The organism is Rhizobium leguminosarum, from assembly GCF_019798305.1.
GTDB classification, from domain to species: Bacteria; Pseudomonadota; Alphaproteobacteria; order Rhizobiales; family Rhizobiaceae; genus Rhizobium; species Rhizobium leguminosarum_U.
Map to the genome: position 1 here is coordinate 93263 of NZ_JAAXDD010000006.1, position 19316 is coordinate 112578.

The following is a 19316-nucleotide window of genomic DNA, read 5'->3' on the forward strand; positions in this document are numbered from 1 at the left end:
CGCCCGAAGAGGTTACTGTGCGAGCCACTTGTTGAAGCGTTCGGTCAATTCCTCATCATGGTCGGCCCAGAACTCGGAGGAGACGACAAAGGCGGTTTTCGTGTTCTCCGGCGCGGTCGGCAGATCGACGAGAATATCCGGCGGAACCTTGGCGATGGCCGCTTTCAGGGTCGGGCCATAGGAGATATATTTGGACTGCTGCGCCATCACGTCGGGATTGACGGTGAAGGCGACGAATTTGTCCGCCAGTTCCTTGTTCTTCGAGCCTTTCGGCTCGGCCCAGAGATTGAAATCCATTCCCTGGCCGTCCCAGACAATCTTGAAGTTCTTGCCGCTGTTCTTGACGGCATCGTAGATACGGCCGTTCCATGCCGTGGTCATCACGACTTCGCCGTCGGCGAGAAGCTGCGGCGGCTGCGCGCCGGCCGTCCACCAGACCTTCACATCCTTTTTGATCGTGTCGAGCTTCTTGAAGGCGCGGTCGACGCCCTCGGGCGTCCCGAGCACGTCGTAGACCTCGGCGGGTTTGACGCCATCGGCAATCAGCGCGAATTCCAGTGTGGTCTTCGGCGACTTGCGCAAGGCGCGCGGCCCGGGGAACTTGGCCGTATCGAACAGATCGGCCATGGTCGTCGGTCCGCCATTCGGGAACTTGGCGGCATCATAGGCATAGATGGTGCCGAAGACGATCGTCGCGACCGCGCAATCCATCGCGGCGCCGTCGATGAAGGCGTCCTTGCCGCCGAGCTTCGAATAGTCGATCGTTTCGAGCCAGCCTTCGTCGCAGCCTTGCAGCGCATGGCTGGGTTCGACATCGACGACATCCCAGGTCACCTGGCCGTTTTCGACCATGCCCTTCAGTTTGGCGGTCGAGCCATCCCATTCATCCTGCAGAATCTTAGTGCCGGTTTCCTTGGCGAAGGGCTTGAAAAAGGCGGCCTCCTGGCTCTTCGTATAGGCGCCGCCCCAGGATGTGACGGTCAGCGTATCCCCGGCGAAAGCTGCTCCTGCGATGGCAAGAGTCATGACGGAACTGAGAAGCATGCAGTTTAAACGCATCATGGTGGTTCCCCTTTTTGTAGCTGCGTTTGCGAAAGAATGAGCGCCCGGTCAGGAGAGCGCGAGCGCGCGGCAATCCTCCGGCGCCCAGCCGATGACGGCAGTGGAGCCTAGCGACTGAACCGGAGTATCCTGGGCCGCGGCGACTTTGATGAAGATGTCGTCGCAGCCGCAGGCTGAGACGCGCAACCTGACATGGTCGCCGTGATAGATGATTTCCTTGAGCATGGCGGTGAACCGGTTCGCAATCTCGGCTGCCGGCGCCAGCTGAATCCGCTCGGGCCTCAAGACCAGCGTTGCCCGCGCGCCTTCCTTCAACCCCTCTCCGGCATGGCCGGTGATGATCGAACCATCGGGCGCGCGAATCCGGCAGACGGTATTTTCGATCGCGACGACTTCGCCCGATATCGCATTGTTCTCGCCGATGAAGGTTGCGACGAAGGGGTTTGCCGGCGTCTCGTAGAGCGCATGCGGCGGTGCGATCTGCTGCAGGATGCCGTCATTGAACACGCCGACCCGATCCGACATGGTCAGCGCCTCGCTCTGGTCGTGGGTGACGTAGACGACATTGATGCCGAGGCGGGCATGCAGGTGCTTGATCTCGAGCTGCATATGTTCGCGAAGCTGCTTGTCGAGCGCACCAAGCGGCTCGTCCATCAGCACGAGCTGCGGCTCGAAGACGAGAGCCCGGGCAAGCGCGATGCGCTGCTGCTGTCCGCCGGAAAGCTGGTTGGGTCGCCGCGTTTCGAAGCTCGCCATACGCACCATGTCAAGCGCGCGGCGCACCCGCTCGGTGATCTCAGCCTTGCCGAGCCGGCGCATTTTCAGCGGGAAAGCGACGTTCTCGCCGACGGTCATATGCGGAAACAGCGCGTAATTCTGGAAGACCACGCCGATATTGCGGCGATGCGGCGGAACGCTGTCGATCCTGTTGTCGGCAAGCGTGATCGTCCCGTCGCTCGGCGCTTCGAAGCCGGCCAGCATCATCAGCGTCGTGGTCTTGCCGGATCCGGACGGGCCCAGAAGGGTCAGAAATTCCCCTTTGGCGACGTCGAGGTCCAGGCCGCGCACGACATAGCTGACGCCGTCATAGGATTTACGCACGCCCTCGAAAGCAATGAAGCGCTCGCTCATGAAGTCCTCCTGTTTGCATCGGCGGGTCCCTGCCTCTTTGTCTCGATGCTGGGCCATATTGTCTCGGTCTACTTCGGCTTGTCAAGCCACACAAATAATTTTGTGTGGCGGCAGTGGCAGGGTCTCGAAAACATTGGGAAAGCGTGCTATGTCGCACGAAAGCGAGCTGAATCGCAGCGCCTCGGGGATTGATGTGTGCGTCCGGCTTATGGAATTTACGCCGCTGTTACAGGAATTGTATGTCTGAAAGATCGGAAGTGACCCGGACAAATCAGGAGCGGGAAGCGCGGATACCGGCCTATCTGGAGCTCGCAAGCGAGCTCGAGGCGAAGATCCGCTCGGGCGCCTTGCCTCCCGGCAGTCAGCTCCCGCCGCAGCGTGACCTCGCGCGGGAGCGGTCGCTCAACGTCTCCACAGTCACGCGCGCCTACCGCGAATTACAAAACCTCAACCTTGTGATGGGCAGCACCCGGCGCGGCACGATCGTGATGGCCGACGGCGCCATGCCGCGGGTTGACCGGGCAGCGAGCCCGGCCGGTATCATCGATCTGACGGTCAACCGGCCGGCCGTCGACGATTTCCAGCAGCGCTTGGCGCAGTCTTTGCCTGACCTGTCATCCGACCGGCGCTTTCGCCAGATGCAGGAATACCAGCCGCCGGAAGGCCCGGCCTGGGCTCGCCACGCCGCGAGAAAATGGATATCGCTCAACGGCTTCGATCCGTCCGAAGACGATATCGTCGTCACCAGCGGCGCCCAGCATGCTTTGCTGGCGGTGATCAGCAGCCTGATAGAGCCCGGCGACACCATCGTCTGCGATCGGCTGACCTATTACGGCCTGATCGCGCTTGCCCAAATGTTCCGCTTCCGCATCATCGGCATCGGAAGTGACGATCAGGGCATGTCGGCGGAGGAGCTCGACGATATCTGCCACCGGGAGACCGTGCGCGCCGTCTTCACGGTTCCCTCGATGCACAATCCGACCGTCGTCACCATGAGCGAGGCTCGCCGGCGGGAATTGGTCGACGTCGCGGAAAAGCACGATCTCGTCGTCATCGAGGACGATGTCTATGGACCGATGCTCGGGACCCGGGCAAGCGCCCTGATCACGCTTGCGCCGACCAGAACCTACCATATATCAGCGCTCTCCAAGGCGCTGGCGCCGGGTCTGCGCGTCGGCTATCTCTTGTGCCCGCCCGGCCGGGCGCTGCTGTCTGCCGAGGCGGTCCGCACGACCGCCTGGATGCCCTCGCCGCTGCCGCTGCTGCTTGCGACCCGTTGGCTGGAAGACGGCACGGCCCAAGCGATCCTGAAGGCCCAGCTTGCCGAGCTGCGCGCCCGCCATGCGATTGTCGCGACGATCCTTGCCGGCCATTCCTTCTCCGCCGATCCGCGCTGCATGTTTTTATGGCTCCGGCTGCCGGCGCCATGGCGATGCGAGGATTTTGCCGCCAATCTGCGCGCCCATGGCGTTGCCGTCATGGCCGCCACCGCCTTTGCCTGCGACCGTCAGCCGGTCGAGCACGCCGTTCGCGTCAATGTCGGCTGCGCATCGTCGCGTGACGAACTTGCAACGGCGCTTCGCATCATCGCCGCCACGCTGAACGATCGTCCCCGCGCTCTGGCCGGCATGGTCTAGCCGATGAACACGCCGCTGCCGGAGCTTCAGCCCTTACCCGACGCCGAGCGCCGGCATGTGGCTGTGGTCGGTGCCGGATTGGTCGGCCTCTGCACGGCGCTTTGGCTGCAGAGAATGGGGCACCGGGTCACGATTATCGATCCGGCGCCGCCCTTGGGCGATGCATCCTACAGGCAGGCCTGCTCCTACGGAAATGCCTGCACCTTTGCGCCGCACGGCGTCGTTCCCGTCGCGACGCCAGGGGTCATCTGGCGTGTGCCGGGAATGCTGCTCAATCCGCTCGGTCCGCTGGCGATCGTCTGGAGATATCTGCCGCAATTGATCCCGTGGCTGCGCGCCTTCCTGGCATCGAGCACGAAAGCCGAGGTCGAGCGGATCGCCGGCACACTGGCGGTGCTGCTTTCCCACGCCGATGCGGCCTGGCAACCGCTTGTGATGCAGGCAGGGGCCGAACGGCTGAAGCGGCATGACGGCTGCCTGTATCTCTATAAGACCGAAGCGCAATTCCGGGCGGCTGACGCTGAGAACGCGCTGCGTGAGCATCATGGCGTCGCCATGGACCGGCTGGACCGCGCTGATGTCCAGAACATGGAGCCTAATCTTGCGCCGCTCTACCACAAGGGCGTGCTGTTTCGTGACGCCTATGTGTTTTCCAGCCCCAGGCAACTTGCTTTCGCGCTCGCCCAGGCTGTCATAAACGGCGGAGGGGAGATCATCCGCGGCGAAGTCTCGGCGATCGAGCCGCGTGACAATGGCATCTGCCTGCGGACCGCTGACAAGCAAATCCCTGCGGACCACGCCGTCGTCGCCGCCGGCGCCCATTCGCGCAAGCTGACCGCATCGATAGGCGATCGCGTCCTGCTCGACACCGAGCGCGGTTATCACGTCCTGTTCCCGCAAGCGGGCCATCTGCTGTCGCGCCCGGTCTGCTATCCCGAACACGGCTTTTACATGGTGCCGATGGCAGATGGATTGCGCGCAGCCGGAACGGTCGAACTCGGCGGGCTTGCTGCTCCCTTGAACCCAAGGCGGACCGCGATAATCCGTGGCGGCGTGAAATTGCTCCTGCCGGCAGCCGGGCAAGGCAGCGACGAGTGGCTGGGCTTTCGCCCGTCCATGCCGGATTCACTTCCGGCGATCGGCAGCTCCCGCCGTTTGCCCCGCGTCACCTATGCCTTCGGCCACGGCCATCTTGGTCTGACGCTGTCGGCTTTGACCGGCTATCTCGTTTCCCAGCTGGTCGCCGGACAGCGCCCGGCGGTCGATCTGATGCCGCTGCGTCCCGACCGGTTCTAAGCCAGACGCATTATGAAGGCGACTCATGCGTCGGTGCTCTTTCTTTGGCCGGAGCGAGCCACGCAAAGTCCGTATCACTCAAACCTTGAATGTAAGGAAAAATTCCATTACTTTGGTGTTGACTTAAGAAGGAGATTTTCCATGGCTTCCCTTGCCGTCACCATGAAAGGGCAAATCACACTGAGACGGGATTTGCTGACGCACCTTGGGGTCAAGCCGGGGGAGCGCATCGAATTCGACAAGCTGCCTGGGGGCGAGCTGCGGGTAAAGGCTGCTCGTCCAGCGGGGACAATCGACGACTTTATCGGTCGGCATGCGGGCAAGATGAAACGGGCGCTGACCATCGAAGAGATGAACGAAATCGCGGCTTCGGGCTGGGCCGGCGAGGAATGAAGGTTTCAGTCGATACCAACATTCTTGCTCGAGCTGTCCTGCAGGATGATGCTGAGCAGGGCAGGGCCGCGGCAAAGCTCCTCAAGGAAGCATCGCTGATCGCGGTTTCCCTGCCGAGCTTATGTGAACTGGTCTGGATACTGCGTCGAGGCGCCAGGCTATCAAAGGAAGATGTTTCACAGACGATCCACGACCTGCTCAACGCGGGCAATGTGGCGATGAACCGTCCTGCGGTCGAAGCAGGGCTGGCCACGCTGGAGGCAGGTGGCGATTTCGCCGATGGCGTGATTGCCCATGAAGGAGCATGGCTTGGCGGCGAGAGCTTCGTATCTTTCGACAAGCAGGCGGTCGAACTCGTAATCCGCCAAGGCCAACCCGCGCGTCTTCTCGCCTGAAATTCCGCAGGCTCATGAGCGGGTCGATGCTGAGCGGCTGCAAGCTTTTCAACGCTGAGACGACGGGGCGGGCGTTCGCCTCAGAACCGATGTTCCGCTCCCTCGACCGGATTTGCCCAGACCGTCATACCCGGCGCAAACGGCGTCTCGCCTTCGGCGCGCACGACCATCTCGCCAAGCTCGGAGATGTCGAGGTAGAGGATCGCGTCGGCGCCAAGCCGCTCCACATGCCGGATCCTGCCCTGCCATTGCCCGGCCCCTTCCGAAAGCCTGATATGTTCCGGGCGAATGCCGTAGGTCGTGCAGTTCATTCGCCGCGCTATCTCGCCGCCATAGAGGTTCATCTTCGGGCTGCCGATGAACCCGGCGACGAAGGGTGTCGCCGGATTGCGGTAGAGCTCCATCGGACTGCCGATCTGTTCGACCGCGCCGCCGTTCAGGACGACGATCTTATCCGCCATCGTCATGGCTTCGACCTGGTCGTGGGTGACATAGATCATCGTCGATTTCAGGCGGGCGTGCAGATCGGCGATCTCAAGGCGCATCTGGGCTCTGAGCGAAGCGTCGAGATTGGAGAGTGGCTCGTCGAACAGGAAGACCTTGGGATCGCGAATGATCGCGCGGCCGATGGCGACGCGCTGCCTCTGGCCGCCGGAGAGTGCTTTCGGCTTTCTCTCCAGCAACTGGGTGAGCTGCAGCGTTTCGGCCGTCGCCGCGACCTTGGCGGCGATCTCAGCCTTTGGGCGGCGGGCGAGCGAAAGGCCGAAGCCGATATTCTCGGCAACGGTCATATGCGGGTAGAGCGCGTAGCTCTGGAACACCATGGCAATGCCGCGCTCGGAGGGTTCGGCATAGGTCACGTCCTTGCCGCCGATGGTCAGCGCGCCTGACGTCGTTTCTTCCAGGCCGGCGATGATCCGCAGCAGCGTCGACTTTCCGCATCCAGACGGGCCGACAAAAACCACAAATTCGCCGGAGGCAACCTCCAGATCGATCCCCTTGATGACTTCAAGGGCGCCAAAACTCTTGCGAACTTGCTTGAGAGTGAGCTCAGCCATTCGGTTACCCTTTTACTGCGCCTGATGTCATGCCGGCGACGATCTGCCGGTTGAAGAAGATGAAGACGACCAGCGGCGGTATCGTCACCAGGAGGATATTCATGAAGAGGAGATTGTACTGGCTCGTATACATGCTCTGGAAATTATAGAGCGTCAGCTGCACGGTCACGTTCTCCTTGCCGGGAAGATAGTAAAGCGGGTTGGTAAAATCGTTGAAGATCGCGATCGACTGCACGACGATGTTGGTGACGGTCACCGGCTTCAGCAGCGGCAGGATCACTCTGAAGAAAATCTGACGGGGCTTGGCGCCATCGATCAGCGCCGCCTCGTCGAGGTCGCGAGGTATGGTCGAAATGAATGACCGGTAGAGCAATGTCGAGAACGAGAGATTATAGGCGACCTGGATCAGGATCATCCCGGTCATGGTCTTGAAGAGGCCGATCTCCTGCAAGAGGCCGATGGTGGGCACGACGGCTGGCGGCATCATCAGCCCCATGAACAGGGCAATGGAGGCCACCCTGTTCCAGGCGGTCTTGCGGCGCTGCATCACATAGCCGACCATTGCCGACAGCAGGATCAGGATCGTGACGGAGACCACGGTGATCAGCGTGGAGTTGAAATAGGCGAGCGCGAGTTGATAGTCGCGCGCCTTGAAGACGGCGATCAGATTGTCCCAGAACAGCCACTGCTCGGGCAATTCGAAATCAAGGCGAGAGGCTTCGGATTTCGATTTGACCGCCTGGAGAGCGACGAAAACGAAAGGCATGACGAAGATGACGGCCGCCACCGCAAGGGCTATAGCGCCGGTCACGTAGGGGCGGACGCTTCTCATTCCTCGACCTCGCGCCGGTTGAACCACAAGGTGAATGGCAGGATGATTACGGCAATCAGCGCGAACAGGATGACGTTTCCGGCCGTCGACAGGCCGTAGAAACCCGCCTGGTACTGCTTATAGATGACCGAGGCGATCACGTCGGAGGAGAAACCAGGCCCCCCGCGGGTCATCGCCCATATCAGGTCGAAGGATCGAAGCCCACCGATCAGCGACAATGTCACCACGATGACAGTGGCGGGACGCACGAGCGGCAGGGTGATCCGGAAAAATTGCTGGAGACGCGTGGCCCCGTCAATCCTCGCGGCCTCATAATAATCGGGGCTGATCGCGGCAAGCCCGGCGATGAAGATCAAGGTGGCGAGGCCGACACCCTTCCAGACATCGACCAAAGCCACCGAAAAAAGCGCCAGCGCCGGATTGGTGAGCCATCCAGGTCCCGGAATGCCGAGCGTTTCCAGCGTGACATTGATGATGCCCCTGGTCGGATGCATCATCACCGTGAAGGTGATGCCGATGCCGATCGTCGAGACCAGGACGGGAAAGAAGACCAGCGTGCGCAGGAAGCCGCGGGCGAAGATATTGCTGGTCAGCAGCACGGCAAGCAGCAACCCGCAGACGGTCTTCAGGCCGGATGTCGTCACGGCATAGATCAGCGTGTTGACCAGTCCCTTGACCAGGAATGGTTCGGAAAAGAATTGTTGAAAATTTTCGAGCCCGATGAATTCGGCGGTCGAAAGATCCCAGCGCGTCAGGCTGAACCAGAGAGAGGATACGGTGGGAACGAGAAAGAGCACGCCGTAGATGATGGCGGCGGGAATGAAAAACCACAGCGGGTAGGGCGATTTGCGCGAACGGCGGCGTGTCTCAGTCATATCAATCTCTTCGATCGGGTGGAACCTCGCTCCATCAGGAGCGAGGATAACTTGCCCGAAAGACCGCTACCAGTTGGGCAGGCCAAGCTGCTTGGCCTGCTTGCGCACGTCGTCGTCATAGAGCTTCGCCGCGTCGGCCGGCTGGCGAATACCGGAGCCGACTTCGACGGTGATCTGCTCGAGAGCCGGTCCCTTGATTGGCGAAACGAATTCCAGCGCCGGGGTCGTCTTGTCCTTGGCCTCGAAATAGGGGAGCATGTCCTTTATCGCAGGCGGCACGCTAGCTGGCAGGTCGCAGCCGTCGATCAGGGACGGCCCCTGAACGGCATTGGTTTCCACCATGATCTTGCAGGCCTCGACGCTTCCGGCGAAATCGACGAATTTCCGCGCTTCCTCGGCGTGCTGGCTGGTCAAGGGAATGTAAAGGGCGGGCGGCATCCAGACCGTCAAGCCGTTGGTTGCGGCGTCGTCGCTCGGCTGCGCGAAAAAGCCGACATCGTTGAGGTTTTCGGGATAATTCTGTTTGAGCGCGCCGACCGCGAAGCTCAGCATCGGATAATGCGCTGCCTCGCCGGTTGCCACCATTCTCAGGCCATCGTCGTAGCTTGCCGCGCCGAAATCGTCGTTCATCAGACCGGCGTCGTGAACGTCCTTCAGCCGTTCGAAGCCCTTCAGGGCCGCAGGCGTCTCGGCGTATTTTGCCTTGTTGGCGGTATAGTCTGCGGCGAAGTTCGGCACGGCAGCGTGCAGGTTGTAATAGTCAGCCAGAACGAACAGCTGCGAGGTCCAGGTATCGCGATAGGTCTGCGCCACGGCGACCTTTCCGGCAGCTTTGACCTTCGCGTTGTTCGCCATGAAGTCCGCCCATGTCTTCGGGACGGAGAGGCCAAGCTCCTGGTAGATTTTCCTGTTATAGAGGATCCCGCCCGCCATCGCCGTGCCGAAGGGAACGCCGTAGAGCTTGCCATCGGCGCGGACGACCGATTGGAAACCGTCGTCGACCTTGGCCTGCGACGAGAGATCGCTCAGATCGACAAGCGTCTGTGTCGGCTTCAGCGCCTGTAGCAGGGAGCCGGAATTGTAGAGGAACACATCGGACATCTCTCCCGTCGCCAGGCGCGTCTTGATGATGTTGTCGCCTTCGCCGCCACCGGCCCGCGGCTCGATTTCGATCGTCACGTCGGGTGCCTTTGCCTGATAGGCGGCAACCAGTGCCTCGGCCGCCGCGACGGTGTCCGGGTTGTTGTCGATCAGGAATGACAGCGTGGTTTCTGCATGCGACGGGCCGGCCGCGACCAGCGCCAAAAGCGCGGACGCACCTGCAAGAATGAGCTTTATCCGATGTGTCATGACGTTCCTCCTCTGAACGGTGTGACGTGTATGCTCCTCAAGAATCGGGTAGGGAAAAGACCAGCTGGTGCGTTCCCGGCGCAAGAACGGCTTCCTCGACGACAGGCTCTGCGTTGAGCGACGGGTTTTGATGCCGTTTTCCGGGCCGGAACCGGCCGATGCAGCCTTCCGGAAGCGTCAGCACATAGGTGACCTTGTTGCCGTCGCACTGCCAGCCGGCCTCGATGCGTCCCTGGCTGATGTCATGATGGGCCGAGACCGGCGAAAGGGACGGAATCGGCGCCGGATCGACGATCACCTCGGCAAAGCCGGGTACGCTCGGGCTCGGCGAAATTCCGGCGACGCTTTCGAACAGCCATTGGCAGACTGCGCCATAGGCATAGTGGTTGTAGCTGTTCATGTCGGGTTCGTAGATGGTGCCGTCAGGCGCCATGGAATCCCAGCGTTCCCAGATCGTCGTCGCCCCTTTTGACACCTGGTAGAGCCAGCCCGGCACATCCTCCTGCAGGAAGACCTTTTCGGCCAGATCGTCCATGCCGAGCTTCGTCAGCGCCGGCAGCAGGGCGGGCGTGCCGATAAAACCGGTGCCGATCTTGTAATCTGCATCGATGATCACCTGCCGGAAATGCTGCTGTGCGGCTTGCGTATGCTCCGCCGGTATCAGGTCGTGCAGGAAGGCCAAGGCATAGGACGTCTGGTCATTATGCGCGAGCCGTCCCGCCGGCGTGATGAACTCGTTGGCGAATGCCCGCCGGATCTCGCTTGCGCGCTGTTTCATCTTCTCTTCAAGCGCATGCTCGCCGAGAGTGGCTGCGATCCTTGCCAGAAGGTCGGTCGAGATGAAGTGGTAGAGCGTGGCCGCGCAATCGTCGGCGATCGTCGGACGAGGCTTTCGATTGTCGCCGACCGGCTGCAGCCAGTCGCCGAAGGTGAAGCCTCGGGCGCCCCAATGCGACGGCGGGCGAACCAGGGGACCATCCGAGATCGACCAGACGAAATCGACCCAGCGCACCATGGAATCCAGGCACTCCGACAGGACGGCCCGGTCGCCGTAATGAGTGTAGAGTACCCAGGGGATGACGACGATCGCGTCGCCCCAGCCGGTCGAGCCGGCATAACCCGGGAAATTGGCCGGATGTAAGCGCGTCGGATCCGGCGAGAAATGCGAGACGGCGCCGTCTTCGCGCTGATCGGCCATCACATCGCGCAGATATTTCCGAAGGAACGACTGGCTGTCGCTCAGCCAGCATGCGGTTGCGGCAAAGACCTGGGCGTCGCCCGTCCAGCCCAAGCGCTCGTCGCGTTGCGGGCAATCGGTCGGTACTTCGACGAAATTGGCACGCTGCGACCAGATGGTATTCTCGACGAGACGATTGACCAACGCATTGCCCGAGGTGAAACCCCCGGCGGGCTCGGGCACCGACGAGATCGGGATGGACGCGATTGCAAGGATCTTCGCATCGCCCTTGATCGTTACCCGGGCATAACGGAAGCCGTGGAAGGTGAAATGCGGTGCGTAGGTTTCATCGCCGTCTCCCCGCAGTGTGTAGACGGTATGTGCCGCAGCCGTGCGATAGTTGCGATTGTCGAAATGACGATCGGGGCCGAGTACCTCCGAATGCTCCACCCGAATTTCAACGCCGGCGGTTCCGCGGACCGTATATCTGACATAGCCGCCGGAATTCTGGCCGAAATCGCAGACCGTCCTGCCCTCATCGTCGGTCCAGCTGTCGACCGGGGCGAGTGGCCGCAACTCGCGCACGGCAGCCGTTTCATGCGCGACAAGCAGCTCCTTGTCGAAGGGCAATCGTTCGGTGCCGTGGCTCTCGACGTAGTTTTCGTGGCGGGCATCATAGATTTCGCCGAAATAGATCCCCGACTTCAGGATTGGCAGAAGGCCGCTTCGCCATGTGGTGTCGGTGGAAAGAACGGTGCCACCCGGTCCGATCAGATCCGCAATGGCGCCGATCCTGTCGCCCCAGCAATTTGGGATCGCCTGGGCGCCCCACATCAAAGGCGACCGGTACCATCCGTCGGCAAGCCAGATCTCGATCCGGTTGAGGCCCGGCTTGAGCAGGTTCGAGACGTTGTATCGCTGATAGGCAAGGCGATCGTCGTAGTTCGTCCAGCCTGGGGTCAACAGGTCGTTGCCGACACGAACGTCGTTGATGAAGCAGCGATAGAGGCCAAGTGCGGAGATAAAAAGCTCGACGGGAAGCTTGGCGCCGTCATGTTCGAAAGTCTTGGAGACGAAGCTTGCGGTCGTTCCCTGACCGCCATCCGATAGTGGCGCGATCATTTCCCCGGACCAGGCACGCGAAACGAGGTTGCCGCTGATGGCTGCCGGCTGAAAGTTCATCAAGTCCTCCCGACAAAATGTAGAACGTTCTCCATATAACGTTCTACATTTTCTTCGGAAGCGCAATAGAATTTTCATTGCCAGTCTGCCATGGTGGTTCTGCGGACGATGTTGACGACCCGCAGCAAGCCAGAGATTTCATGCCAATTGAAGAAAAACAAAAACCGCAACGAAACGATCGCGTGACGATCCGGACCGTGGCAACTCACGCAGGCGTATCGGTCGCAGCGGTTTCCAAGGTGATGCGAAACGCCTACGGCGTCAGTGATGCGCTGCGCGCAAGGGTAACTGATGCCATCGAGGCACTCGCCTATCGACCCTCGCGGGCAGCACGAGGGCTGCGTGGCCGGAGCTTCACCATCGGTGTGCTCCTGATCGATATCCGCAATCCCTTCCTTCCGGAGGTGATTGCCGGCGTAAACGGAGTACTGGCGCCTTCGCACTACCAGGCGATGATCGGCGTCAGCGATGCGCGCGTGCAGCTGGAGACGTCGTTGATCGAGTCGATGATCGACTACAAGATGGACGGCCTTGTCCTCGTTGCGCCGCGTTTGCCCTCGGAGATCCTCGCAAAGTTCGCAGTCCAGATACCGATCGTCGCGGTCGGTTACCACGATGCCAGCGCCACGGCCTTCGATACCGTCAATGCCGACGATCAGCGCGGCGCGGAGATTGCCGTCGAAGCGCTTCTTGCCTGCGGCTATCGCGATATCGAAATGCTGAGCCTTGGCGAGCGCCAGGGGCACGCGGTCTCCGTTGTTCGCCAGCGTGAGATCGGGTTCCGCCGGGCGATGCAGCGTGGCGGCCTTGGCTCCTCGCCAGCGATCAGCAAAATTCCCATTGCTTCGCCAAAGCGGGAAGAGGCGATGCGAAGGTTCCTATCGAGGAACGATAGGCCGCGCGCCGTGTTCTGCTGGAGCGATCTCGACGCGATCACCCTTCTGAGCCTGGCTATGGAGATGGGTGCGCGCGTGCCCGAAGACCTCGCCGTCATCGGATACGACAATTCGTCGACCGCAGCACTCGGCCTCGTCAATCTCGCAAGCATCGACCAGTCGGGCAGGGAGCTCGGCCAGATAGCTACCCGGGCCCTCATTTCCAGGATAGAAGGCCGCACCGCTTCCGAGCATATTTTCCAGATACCGTCGCTGGTCAGCCGCAACAGCCTGACCCGTTCTGGCAATTCCACCGACACGAAGCAGGGTTGATGGTAAAGGCCGGCAGCCGCTATCCGCGTTTGCCGGCCCTGTTGTCTCAGGCAGCCTGGCGGGTCTTCGAAGGACGCGTGGCAGCGGCCTTCTCGACCATGGCGGTGACTTCGGCGCGGCGGGCGCCCGAAAGGGGCAGGCGCGGCAGGCGAACGCGTTCTGAGCCGCGGCCCATGATCTGCTCGGCGAGCTTGATCGACTGGACGAGGTCATGCTCGGCATCGAGATGCAGAAGCGGCATGAACCAGCGATAGATCTTGCGGGCCTCTTCCCAGTCGCCGCGTTCGGTGGCGGCAACGAGCTGCACGGATTCCTCCGGGAAGGCGCTGGTCAAGCCCGAGACCCAACCCTTGGCGCCGAGCATCAGGCCTTCAAGCGCGACGTCGTCGAGACCTGCGAAGATATCGAAACGATCGCCGAATTCATTGATGAGATCGGTGAAGCGGCGCGGATCCGGCGCACTTTCCTTGACCGCCTTGATGTTCGGCACGTCGGCAAGCACCTTCAGCACATCGGCGCCGATATTGACGCGGTACGCCGGCGGGTTGTTGTACAACATGATCGGCAGCGAGGTCGCTTCGGCGACGGTGCGGAAATGTGCAATCAGCTCTTCGGGCTTCGGCACATAAACCATGGCCGGCAGCAGCATCAGGCCGTCGGCGCCGAGTTTTTCGGCGTCGCGAGCATAGGCGACGGCACGGCGCGTGTCGAATTCGGACACGCCCGTCACTACGGGAACGCGGCCGTTGACGACCTCGACGGCAGCTTTCAAGATCGTGCGCTTCTCCTCGGGGTCCAGCGAATTGTTCTCGCCACATGTGCCCATGACGATCAGTCCGTTGACGCCATCGTTTACAAGCGCGTCCTGGACGCGCTGGGTCGAGGGCAAATCAACGGAAAGATCATCGTTGAACTGTGTCGTTACGGCGGGAAATACGCCCTTCCATCCTGTGGTCATTGATCGAGCCTCGTTGAAATTGGTTGTCTTATATACAAACTGTCGACAATGTTCAATGATGCCAGCTTACGAATTTGAGGCCCCCGAAGACTGACATTGCGAGAATCGGCCGAAACGAAATACAAGGCTCTAACGAAAGAGGGCGGACAAATGCGGAACGACGCGGAAAATGTGCGGGTGCGCGGCTCTGGCACGCAGAGCGTCTATGTGACGCTCAGGCGGGAAATCTTGTCGATGGCGCTGGAACCCGGCAGTCCGCTCGATGAGGTGCGGCTGTCGGAGCGCTTCCGGATGTCGCGGACTCCCATTCGCGAGGCGCTGTTGCGGCTCGCTGCCGACGGGCTCGTCACGACGCTGCCGAACAGGAACACGATCGTTGCGACGATCGATTTTGCAAGCCTGCCCACCTATTTCGAAGCGCTGACGCTGATGTACCGGGTGACGACGCGCGGCGCGGCGCAACGGCGAAACGGCGAGATTATGAAGACCGTCCGCCGGCATCAGAAGGACTTCGCCGAAGCCGTTGCCGCGCGCGATGCCTATGCGATGATCGAGGCGAACCGCGAATTTCATGTTTCGATCGCCGAACTTGCCGGCAATTCCTATTACACGGCCTTCTTCGCCAGGCTGCTTGACGAGGGCCGCCGTATCCTGCGCCTTTACTACTCGACATTCGACGACCGTCTGCCGCGCCAGTATGTCGACGAACACGAGGAGATCATCGCCGCGATCGAGGCAGGCGACGTCGAGCGGGCCGACCGGTTGGCGATCACTCACGCCGGGCAGATCGTCCGGCAGATTCAGGAATATGTTGCCCGCGATCTCGACCGCCCGCTGGCGATCAGCCTATCCTGAAGCGACCGAATTCAAGAGGCGGAGGCTACCCAGCCTGAACGTTGCCGATATGGCGGTTGGTTCTCGCGGGATGGGACATACGACCGGGTCGCGGGTTACCTGAAATTCGATCCATCAAGTATTTCGTCACAAACGTTACTTGCTTTCTGGCGTGGCACAAGGTTGATTGTGGTTAAACCTATGGCCTCGAGGGTAGGATGATGGACCTGTTCAGAAAGGGTGAGGATGACCCGGTTCGACTTCGGAACGTGACACTGAATGGCAGATATAGAAATATGGCAGCGATGCTTTCGATAGCTGTGGTTGTCTTTTCTGTATTCTTGATATCGCTTGGCGTTTTAACTGAATATTTCCAACCTGAGTTTTTTCCAAACATCATTCTCAAAGACGTCCCTTTGCACTACATCGCCTGGTTCATGATTACCTTCGGGATAACTATCGCAATCATCAATGTGATTTTGGCAGCAAGACGGGAGATCGATCAAGAGAGAGCAGAAAAGATGTTTCCATCGGATACGTTCGAGATCAAAAGACAGGCTTTACGTGACCTGCGGACGCATCGAAACTGGTATGCGCGATACTCCAGGGTGAATCAGTATCTCTGGAATTTTCTCACATTGGGGATCGTCGTTCTGAGCGGCCTCTCTTCATTATTTTCGGCTTATGGCACGGTTATCCCCCAATGGCTGCCGATGGCGACCTCCGCGCTCGTGGCGCTTTTCGGCACGTTAATCGTTCAATTCCGCATCCGGGACGTCTGGCAATTGAGAGAGCAGGGAAGGATCGAAGCGGAGATGCTCGTCGCCGAGGCTCATCTCATCGACATTACGGATGAGCTAACGACGCTCAAACAGGCCGTCGCTCTTAGAAAGCGCGCTCATGCGCTGGAGATGAAGCAACTCAACCAGTTCTTTGTGGGGACCACCGGAGCCAATCCGTAAATCACTGTCGGCATCTGGCGGGGGAAATCCTGGCCTGGGAAAAGGAGGAGAGCAGTGTTGCGCTCATCTCCCGTTTTGTCGGCCTCGCCAAGTCACCCGCTGATTGGCTGATAATGGTGCAGGAGACCTGCGGCGCACTTTTAAGAACTCGCAGCGAAAAGCGTCGCCTCGTTCGTAAACTCTTTTGCCACTCTCGCTAAACTGAGTTAAGTCGACTTTCCGTACAAGTTGTTATTGAAGATTTGGAGCATCTGGGTGTCTACGAAGCAACGCATGATAGCGGCGGCCAAAACAGTGCTGCCAAAGCCCCTAATTGAGGCAATCAGAAGCCGTATAGGCCCCAGCCGTAAGAACCTCTGCGCGTGGGATGGATCGGCACTTCAGTCCGATGCGGAGCAGTTCCTATCCTCGCGGATTGTTGCGGATCAAATTGACGGCATGCTCTCCACATTTTCAATGGCCGCAATGGATAGTTTGCTATCGCTTCAGACAACAAACCCCGAAATCTCAGGAAACGTCGTTGAATTTGGGACCTACAAAGGCCGCTCCGCCGCAATCATAGCGCCACGAGTCAGGCCATCAGAAAAGTTCGTTCTCGTTGATGTTGCCGAATACCTTGAGGTGGAAAAAATACGAGCAATAAATTCAGCCATGGAATTTGTTCTCTGCAAGTCGGAGGAATTTCGCTCGCACTACCCGGAATATAGGCAGCTCCGGAAGAATTGTCGGTTTATTCATGTCGATTCCAGCCATGCTTACAGAACAACATTTCACGAAATGAAACTATGCAACGAACTATTGTCCGCTGGAGGCATCGCGGTTTTTGACGACTATACCAATTTGAATTACTCTCAAGTCCTTCCGGCTATATATAAATATATTTATACCGCAGAACCGGATTTGGCTGTATTTATGGTGACTGACATAAAGGCTTATTTGTGCAGAAAGAAATATTTGAATTACTATTTATCTTTTGTTCTTCAGGGTGCGATACCATCGATGGTAGCGCGAGGCATTGAAGATGCGATAATATCGCGAACCGATTGGGACAGGGAATATCGCGCCATCTATTTGCGTACGCGTAGTCCCGGCGAAACAGGTCCTCATTACGGCAAGGAAATTTACGGAAGATTCTACGAGGGCCCCTGAGTTATCCATCCAAGCACGTCTATTGAAAGTAGGGTCGGACTTGATCCAACTCCTATGGAACGTCTGAGCGGGCGCGTGTCCCGTCCGCTCAGACAGCGCCGGTGTTCAGTTGGCTGCCGGGCTGGGCGGAAACGCCTCGTATAACAGTGCCGCAGGAGCTCTCCACCGCTCCGGAGGATTGTAATTGCCGGCAGCGATGGCAAGGGCGAAGTCGAGGTCCGGGAAAACAAGCAGCTTGGCAGCACGTCATTCTCGCCGCTTAATCACGTTCTTCAAAAGTCGCACTAATTCCTCACTTTCGCGTCATGATGCAGTGGCATCTCGATCTTGGGTGCCGGCAGCGCTTCCGGTCGAATGCTGTCTGGAAATTCGCCAGCGCGGCATCGATGAGGGGCCCCTATCGGTTCAAGGCAGGTATGATCGCTTAGCAGCGGAACCACCCACCTTACGTGCCCTAAATACCGGGCGCACTCCCCGCCTTGAGCTTGACTTCGATGACCGGGACCACGATCTGAGGTCGGCGCACCGGCAGGACGAATGTGAATTGATCCTCGCCGACGGGGAACTGGGTGTTCGCCCACAAGGTATTGGCGGACGGGCGCAGCCAGGTGACTTCGCTGCCATCATGCAGGAATTGCGCATATTCGACTTGCCCCGCCAACGCATCGAAATGCAGATGGCGATAGGGCCAGTTGAAGAGATGGATATAGAGACGATCGCCATTCTGGGTTAGGCGGCAATCGGCCGGAGCGGCGAAGTCGGACTGGGTGCAGCCGACGATGCTGCGCTCGTGCAGCGCCATCCACTCCTCATAAGCGGCAAGGGCTGCAATCGCGCGATGGTCGAGCGTGCCGCGCGCCGTCGGCCCGACATTCATCAGCAGATTACCACCCATGGCAACGGTGCCGACCAGCATCTGCACAAGTTGTTCCGTGCTTTTCCAGGTGTCCTCGTCGCGGTGATAGCCCCAGGAACCGCTGAGCGTGTGGCACGCTTCCCAGACGACACGCCTGCCATCGCGGAGCGGCCGGGCGCGCGGCATATATTGCTCCGGCGTGACGATGTCGGGCTGCAGGCCGGCGAGATCGAGCCTATTGTTGATGATGATGTCGGGGGCGAGTTCGCGCACCAGGCGCACGAGTTTCTCGCTTTCCCAATCCTGATGGCCCTTTCCGACCAGGTCTCCGAGCTTCCATTGCGGATAGCTGAAATCGAACCACATGATGTCGATCTGGCCGAAGTCCGTCAGGAGTTCGCGGACCTGCTCGCGCATGAAGGCGGCATAACGGTGCATGTCCCGGCCTTCGTTGATTTTCAGCGCATCGGGATGATTGCGCTGCGGGTGGCGCGGATCGACCGTGAAGTCGGGATGATGCCAGTCGATCAGCGAATAGTAGAATCCGATCCTCAGGCCTTCTGCGCGGAAGGCGTCGACGAATGGACCGAGCAGATCTCGTCGATAAGGCGTGTTGGTCACCTTGAAGTCGGTCGCCTTGGTGTCCCAGAGGCAGAAGCCTTCATGGTGCTTGGTCGTCAGCACGACATATTTCATGCCCGCAGCTTTCGCGCGTCTGGCCCATTCGCGGGGGTCGTAGAGATCGGGATTGAAATGATCGAAATATTTCTGGTAGTCGGCGTCGTTCAGTTCTTCGCGGCTCTTGACCCATTCATGGCGTGCCGGCAGCGCATAGAGCCCCCAGTGCACGAACATGCCGAAGCGGTCGTGGACGAACCAGGCCTTCTTCTCCTCAGGCAGGGCCAGTGACTGCAGATTGCTGATATCCATCGGATATTCCTCCCGTTCCAAACTTTAAGAA

The 19316-nt window shown here is 59.8% G+C and carries 17 protein-coding genes; 8 read left to right on the top strand and 9 right to left on the bottom strand.

The genetic code is table 11. The features are described from left to right. Positions 1–12: 12 nt before the first annotated feature. Positions 13–1062 (bottom strand): ABC transporter substrate-binding protein, encoded by a 1050-nt coding sequence (locus HFO99_RS12280; RefSeq protein ID WP_222361462.1) that lies wholly within the window; start codon positions 1060–1062, stop codon positions 13–15. 48 nt (positions 1063–1110) lie between these two features. Beyond that, the gene (locus tag HFO99_RS12285) at positions 1111–2193 is read right to left on the bottom strand and encodes an ABC transporter ATP-binding protein (protein WP_222361464.1); all 1083 of its coding nucleotides are present in this window, start codon (positions 2191–2193) and stop codon (positions 1111–1113) included. 239 nt (positions 2194–2432) lie between these two features. Here HFO99_RS12285 and HFO99_RS12290 point away from each other — a divergent pair, with 239 nt between their 5' ends. From HFO99_RS12290 to HFO99_RS12305, 4 genes are all read left to right on the top strand, one after another. Then, entirely contained in the window at positions 2433–3830 is a 1398-nt protein-coding gene (locus HFO99_RS12290; protein WP_222361466.1) for a PLP-dependent aminotransferase family protein, read from the top strand. Positions 3831–3833: 3 nt separating this feature from the next. After that, positions 3834–5126, top strand: a complete 1293-nt coding sequence (locus tag HFO99_RS12295) for an NAD(P)/FAD-dependent oxidoreductase (protein ID WP_222361468.1) — start codon at positions 3834–3836, stop codon at positions 5124–5126. Positions 5127–5267: 141 nt separating this feature from the next. Then, entirely contained in the window at positions 5268–5519 is a 252-nt protein-coding gene (locus HFO99_RS12300; RefSeq protein WP_064245761.1) for an AbrB/MazE/SpoVT family DNA-binding domain-containing protein, read from the top strand. Then, positions 5516–5914 (top strand): type II toxin-antitoxin system VapC family toxin, encoded by a 399-nt coding sequence (locus tag HFO99_RS12305; protein ID WP_222361470.1) that lies wholly within the window; start codon positions 5516–5518, stop codon positions 5912–5914. Before HFO99_RS12300 ends, HFO99_RS12305 begins: the two co-directional genes overlap by 4 nt. A gap of 80 nt (positions 5915–5994) precedes the next feature. Here HFO99_RS12305 and HFO99_RS12310 read toward each other — a convergent pair whose 3' ends face one another. The 5 genes from HFO99_RS12310 to HFO99_RS12330 form a co-directional block, all read right to left on the bottom strand. Further along, positions 5995–6972 carry an ABC transporter ATP-binding protein gene (locus tag HFO99_RS12310; RefSeq protein ID WP_222361472.1) on the bottom strand — a complete coding sequence of 326 codons (978 nt, stop codon included), beginning with the start codon at positions 6970–6972 and terminating at the stop codon, positions 5995–5997. A 4-nt stretch (positions 6973–6976) separates the two neighbouring features. After that, the gene (locus HFO99_RS12315) at positions 6977–7804 is read right to left on the bottom strand and encodes a carbohydrate ABC transporter permease (protein ID WP_168273562.1); all 828 of its coding nucleotides are present in this window, start codon (positions 7802–7804) and stop codon (positions 6977–6979) included. Then, complete coding sequence (locus HFO99_RS12320; protein ID WP_222309038.1) at positions 7801–8679, bottom strand: carbohydrate ABC transporter permease; 879 nt, start codon at positions 8677–8679, stop codon at positions 7801–7803. The genes HFO99_RS12315 and HFO99_RS12320 overlap by 4 nt, the downstream gene beginning before the upstream one ends. Positions 8680–8745: 66 nt before the next feature. Further along, positions 8746–10029, bottom strand: coding sequence for an ABC transporter substrate-binding protein (locus HFO99_RS12325; RefSeq protein WP_222361474.1), 1284 nt, complete (start codon positions 10027–10029; stop codon positions 8746–8748). A gap of 37 nt (positions 10030–10066) precedes the next feature. Next, the gene (locus HFO99_RS12330) at positions 10067–12388 is read right to left on the bottom strand and encodes an alpha-L-rhamnosidase (protein WP_222361477.1); all 2322 of its coding nucleotides are present in this window, start codon (positions 12386–12388) and stop codon (positions 10067–10069) included. A gap of 140 nt (positions 12389–12528) precedes the next feature. On the opposite strand from HFO99_RS12330, the gene HFO99_RS12335 reads away from it, so the two are divergent. Continuing rightward, positions 12529–13596 (top strand): LacI family DNA-binding transcriptional regulator, encoded by a 1068-nt coding sequence (locus HFO99_RS12335; protein ID WP_222361478.1) that lies wholly within the window; start codon positions 12529–12531, stop codon positions 13594–13596. Between the two features lie 46 nt (positions 13597–13642). Here HFO99_RS12335 and HFO99_RS12340 read toward each other — a convergent pair whose 3' ends face one another. Beyond that, a complete protein-coding gene (locus HFO99_RS12340) occupies positions 13643–14554 on the bottom strand; it encodes a dihydrodipicolinate synthase family protein (RefSeq protein ID WP_222361480.1) in 912 nt (303 codons plus the stop codon). A gap of 150 nt (positions 14555–14704) precedes the next feature. Here HFO99_RS12340 and HFO99_RS12345 point away from each other — a divergent pair, with 150 nt between their 5' ends. The 3 genes from HFO99_RS12345 (at position 14705) to HFO99_RS12355 (ending at position 17499) form a co-directional block, all read left to right on the top strand. Next, positions 14705–15409 (top strand): GntR family transcriptional regulator, encoded by a 705-nt coding sequence (locus HFO99_RS12345; RefSeq protein WP_222361482.1) that lies wholly within the window; start codon positions 14705–14707, stop codon positions 15407–15409. A gap of 200 nt (positions 15410–15609) precedes the next feature. Continuing rightward, positions 15610–16350 (top strand): DUF4231 domain-containing protein, encoded by a 741-nt coding sequence (locus HFO99_RS12350; protein WP_222334663.1) that lies wholly within the window; start codon positions 15610–15612, stop codon positions 16348–16350. Positions 16351–16605: 255 nt separating this feature from the next. After that, entirely contained in the window at positions 16606–17499 is an 894-nt protein-coding gene (locus HFO99_RS12355) for a class I SAM-dependent methyltransferase (RefSeq protein ID WP_222361484.1), read from the top strand. Positions 17500–17953: 454 nt separating this feature from the next. Here the strand turns inward: HFO99_RS12355 and HFO99_RS12360 are convergent, their stop codons facing one another. Then, positions 17954–19285, bottom strand: a complete 1332-nt coding sequence (locus tag HFO99_RS12360) for an alpha-L-fucosidase (RefSeq protein ID WP_222361486.1) — start codon at positions 19283–19285, stop codon at positions 17954–17956. Positions 19286–19316 lie beyond the last annotated feature (31 nt).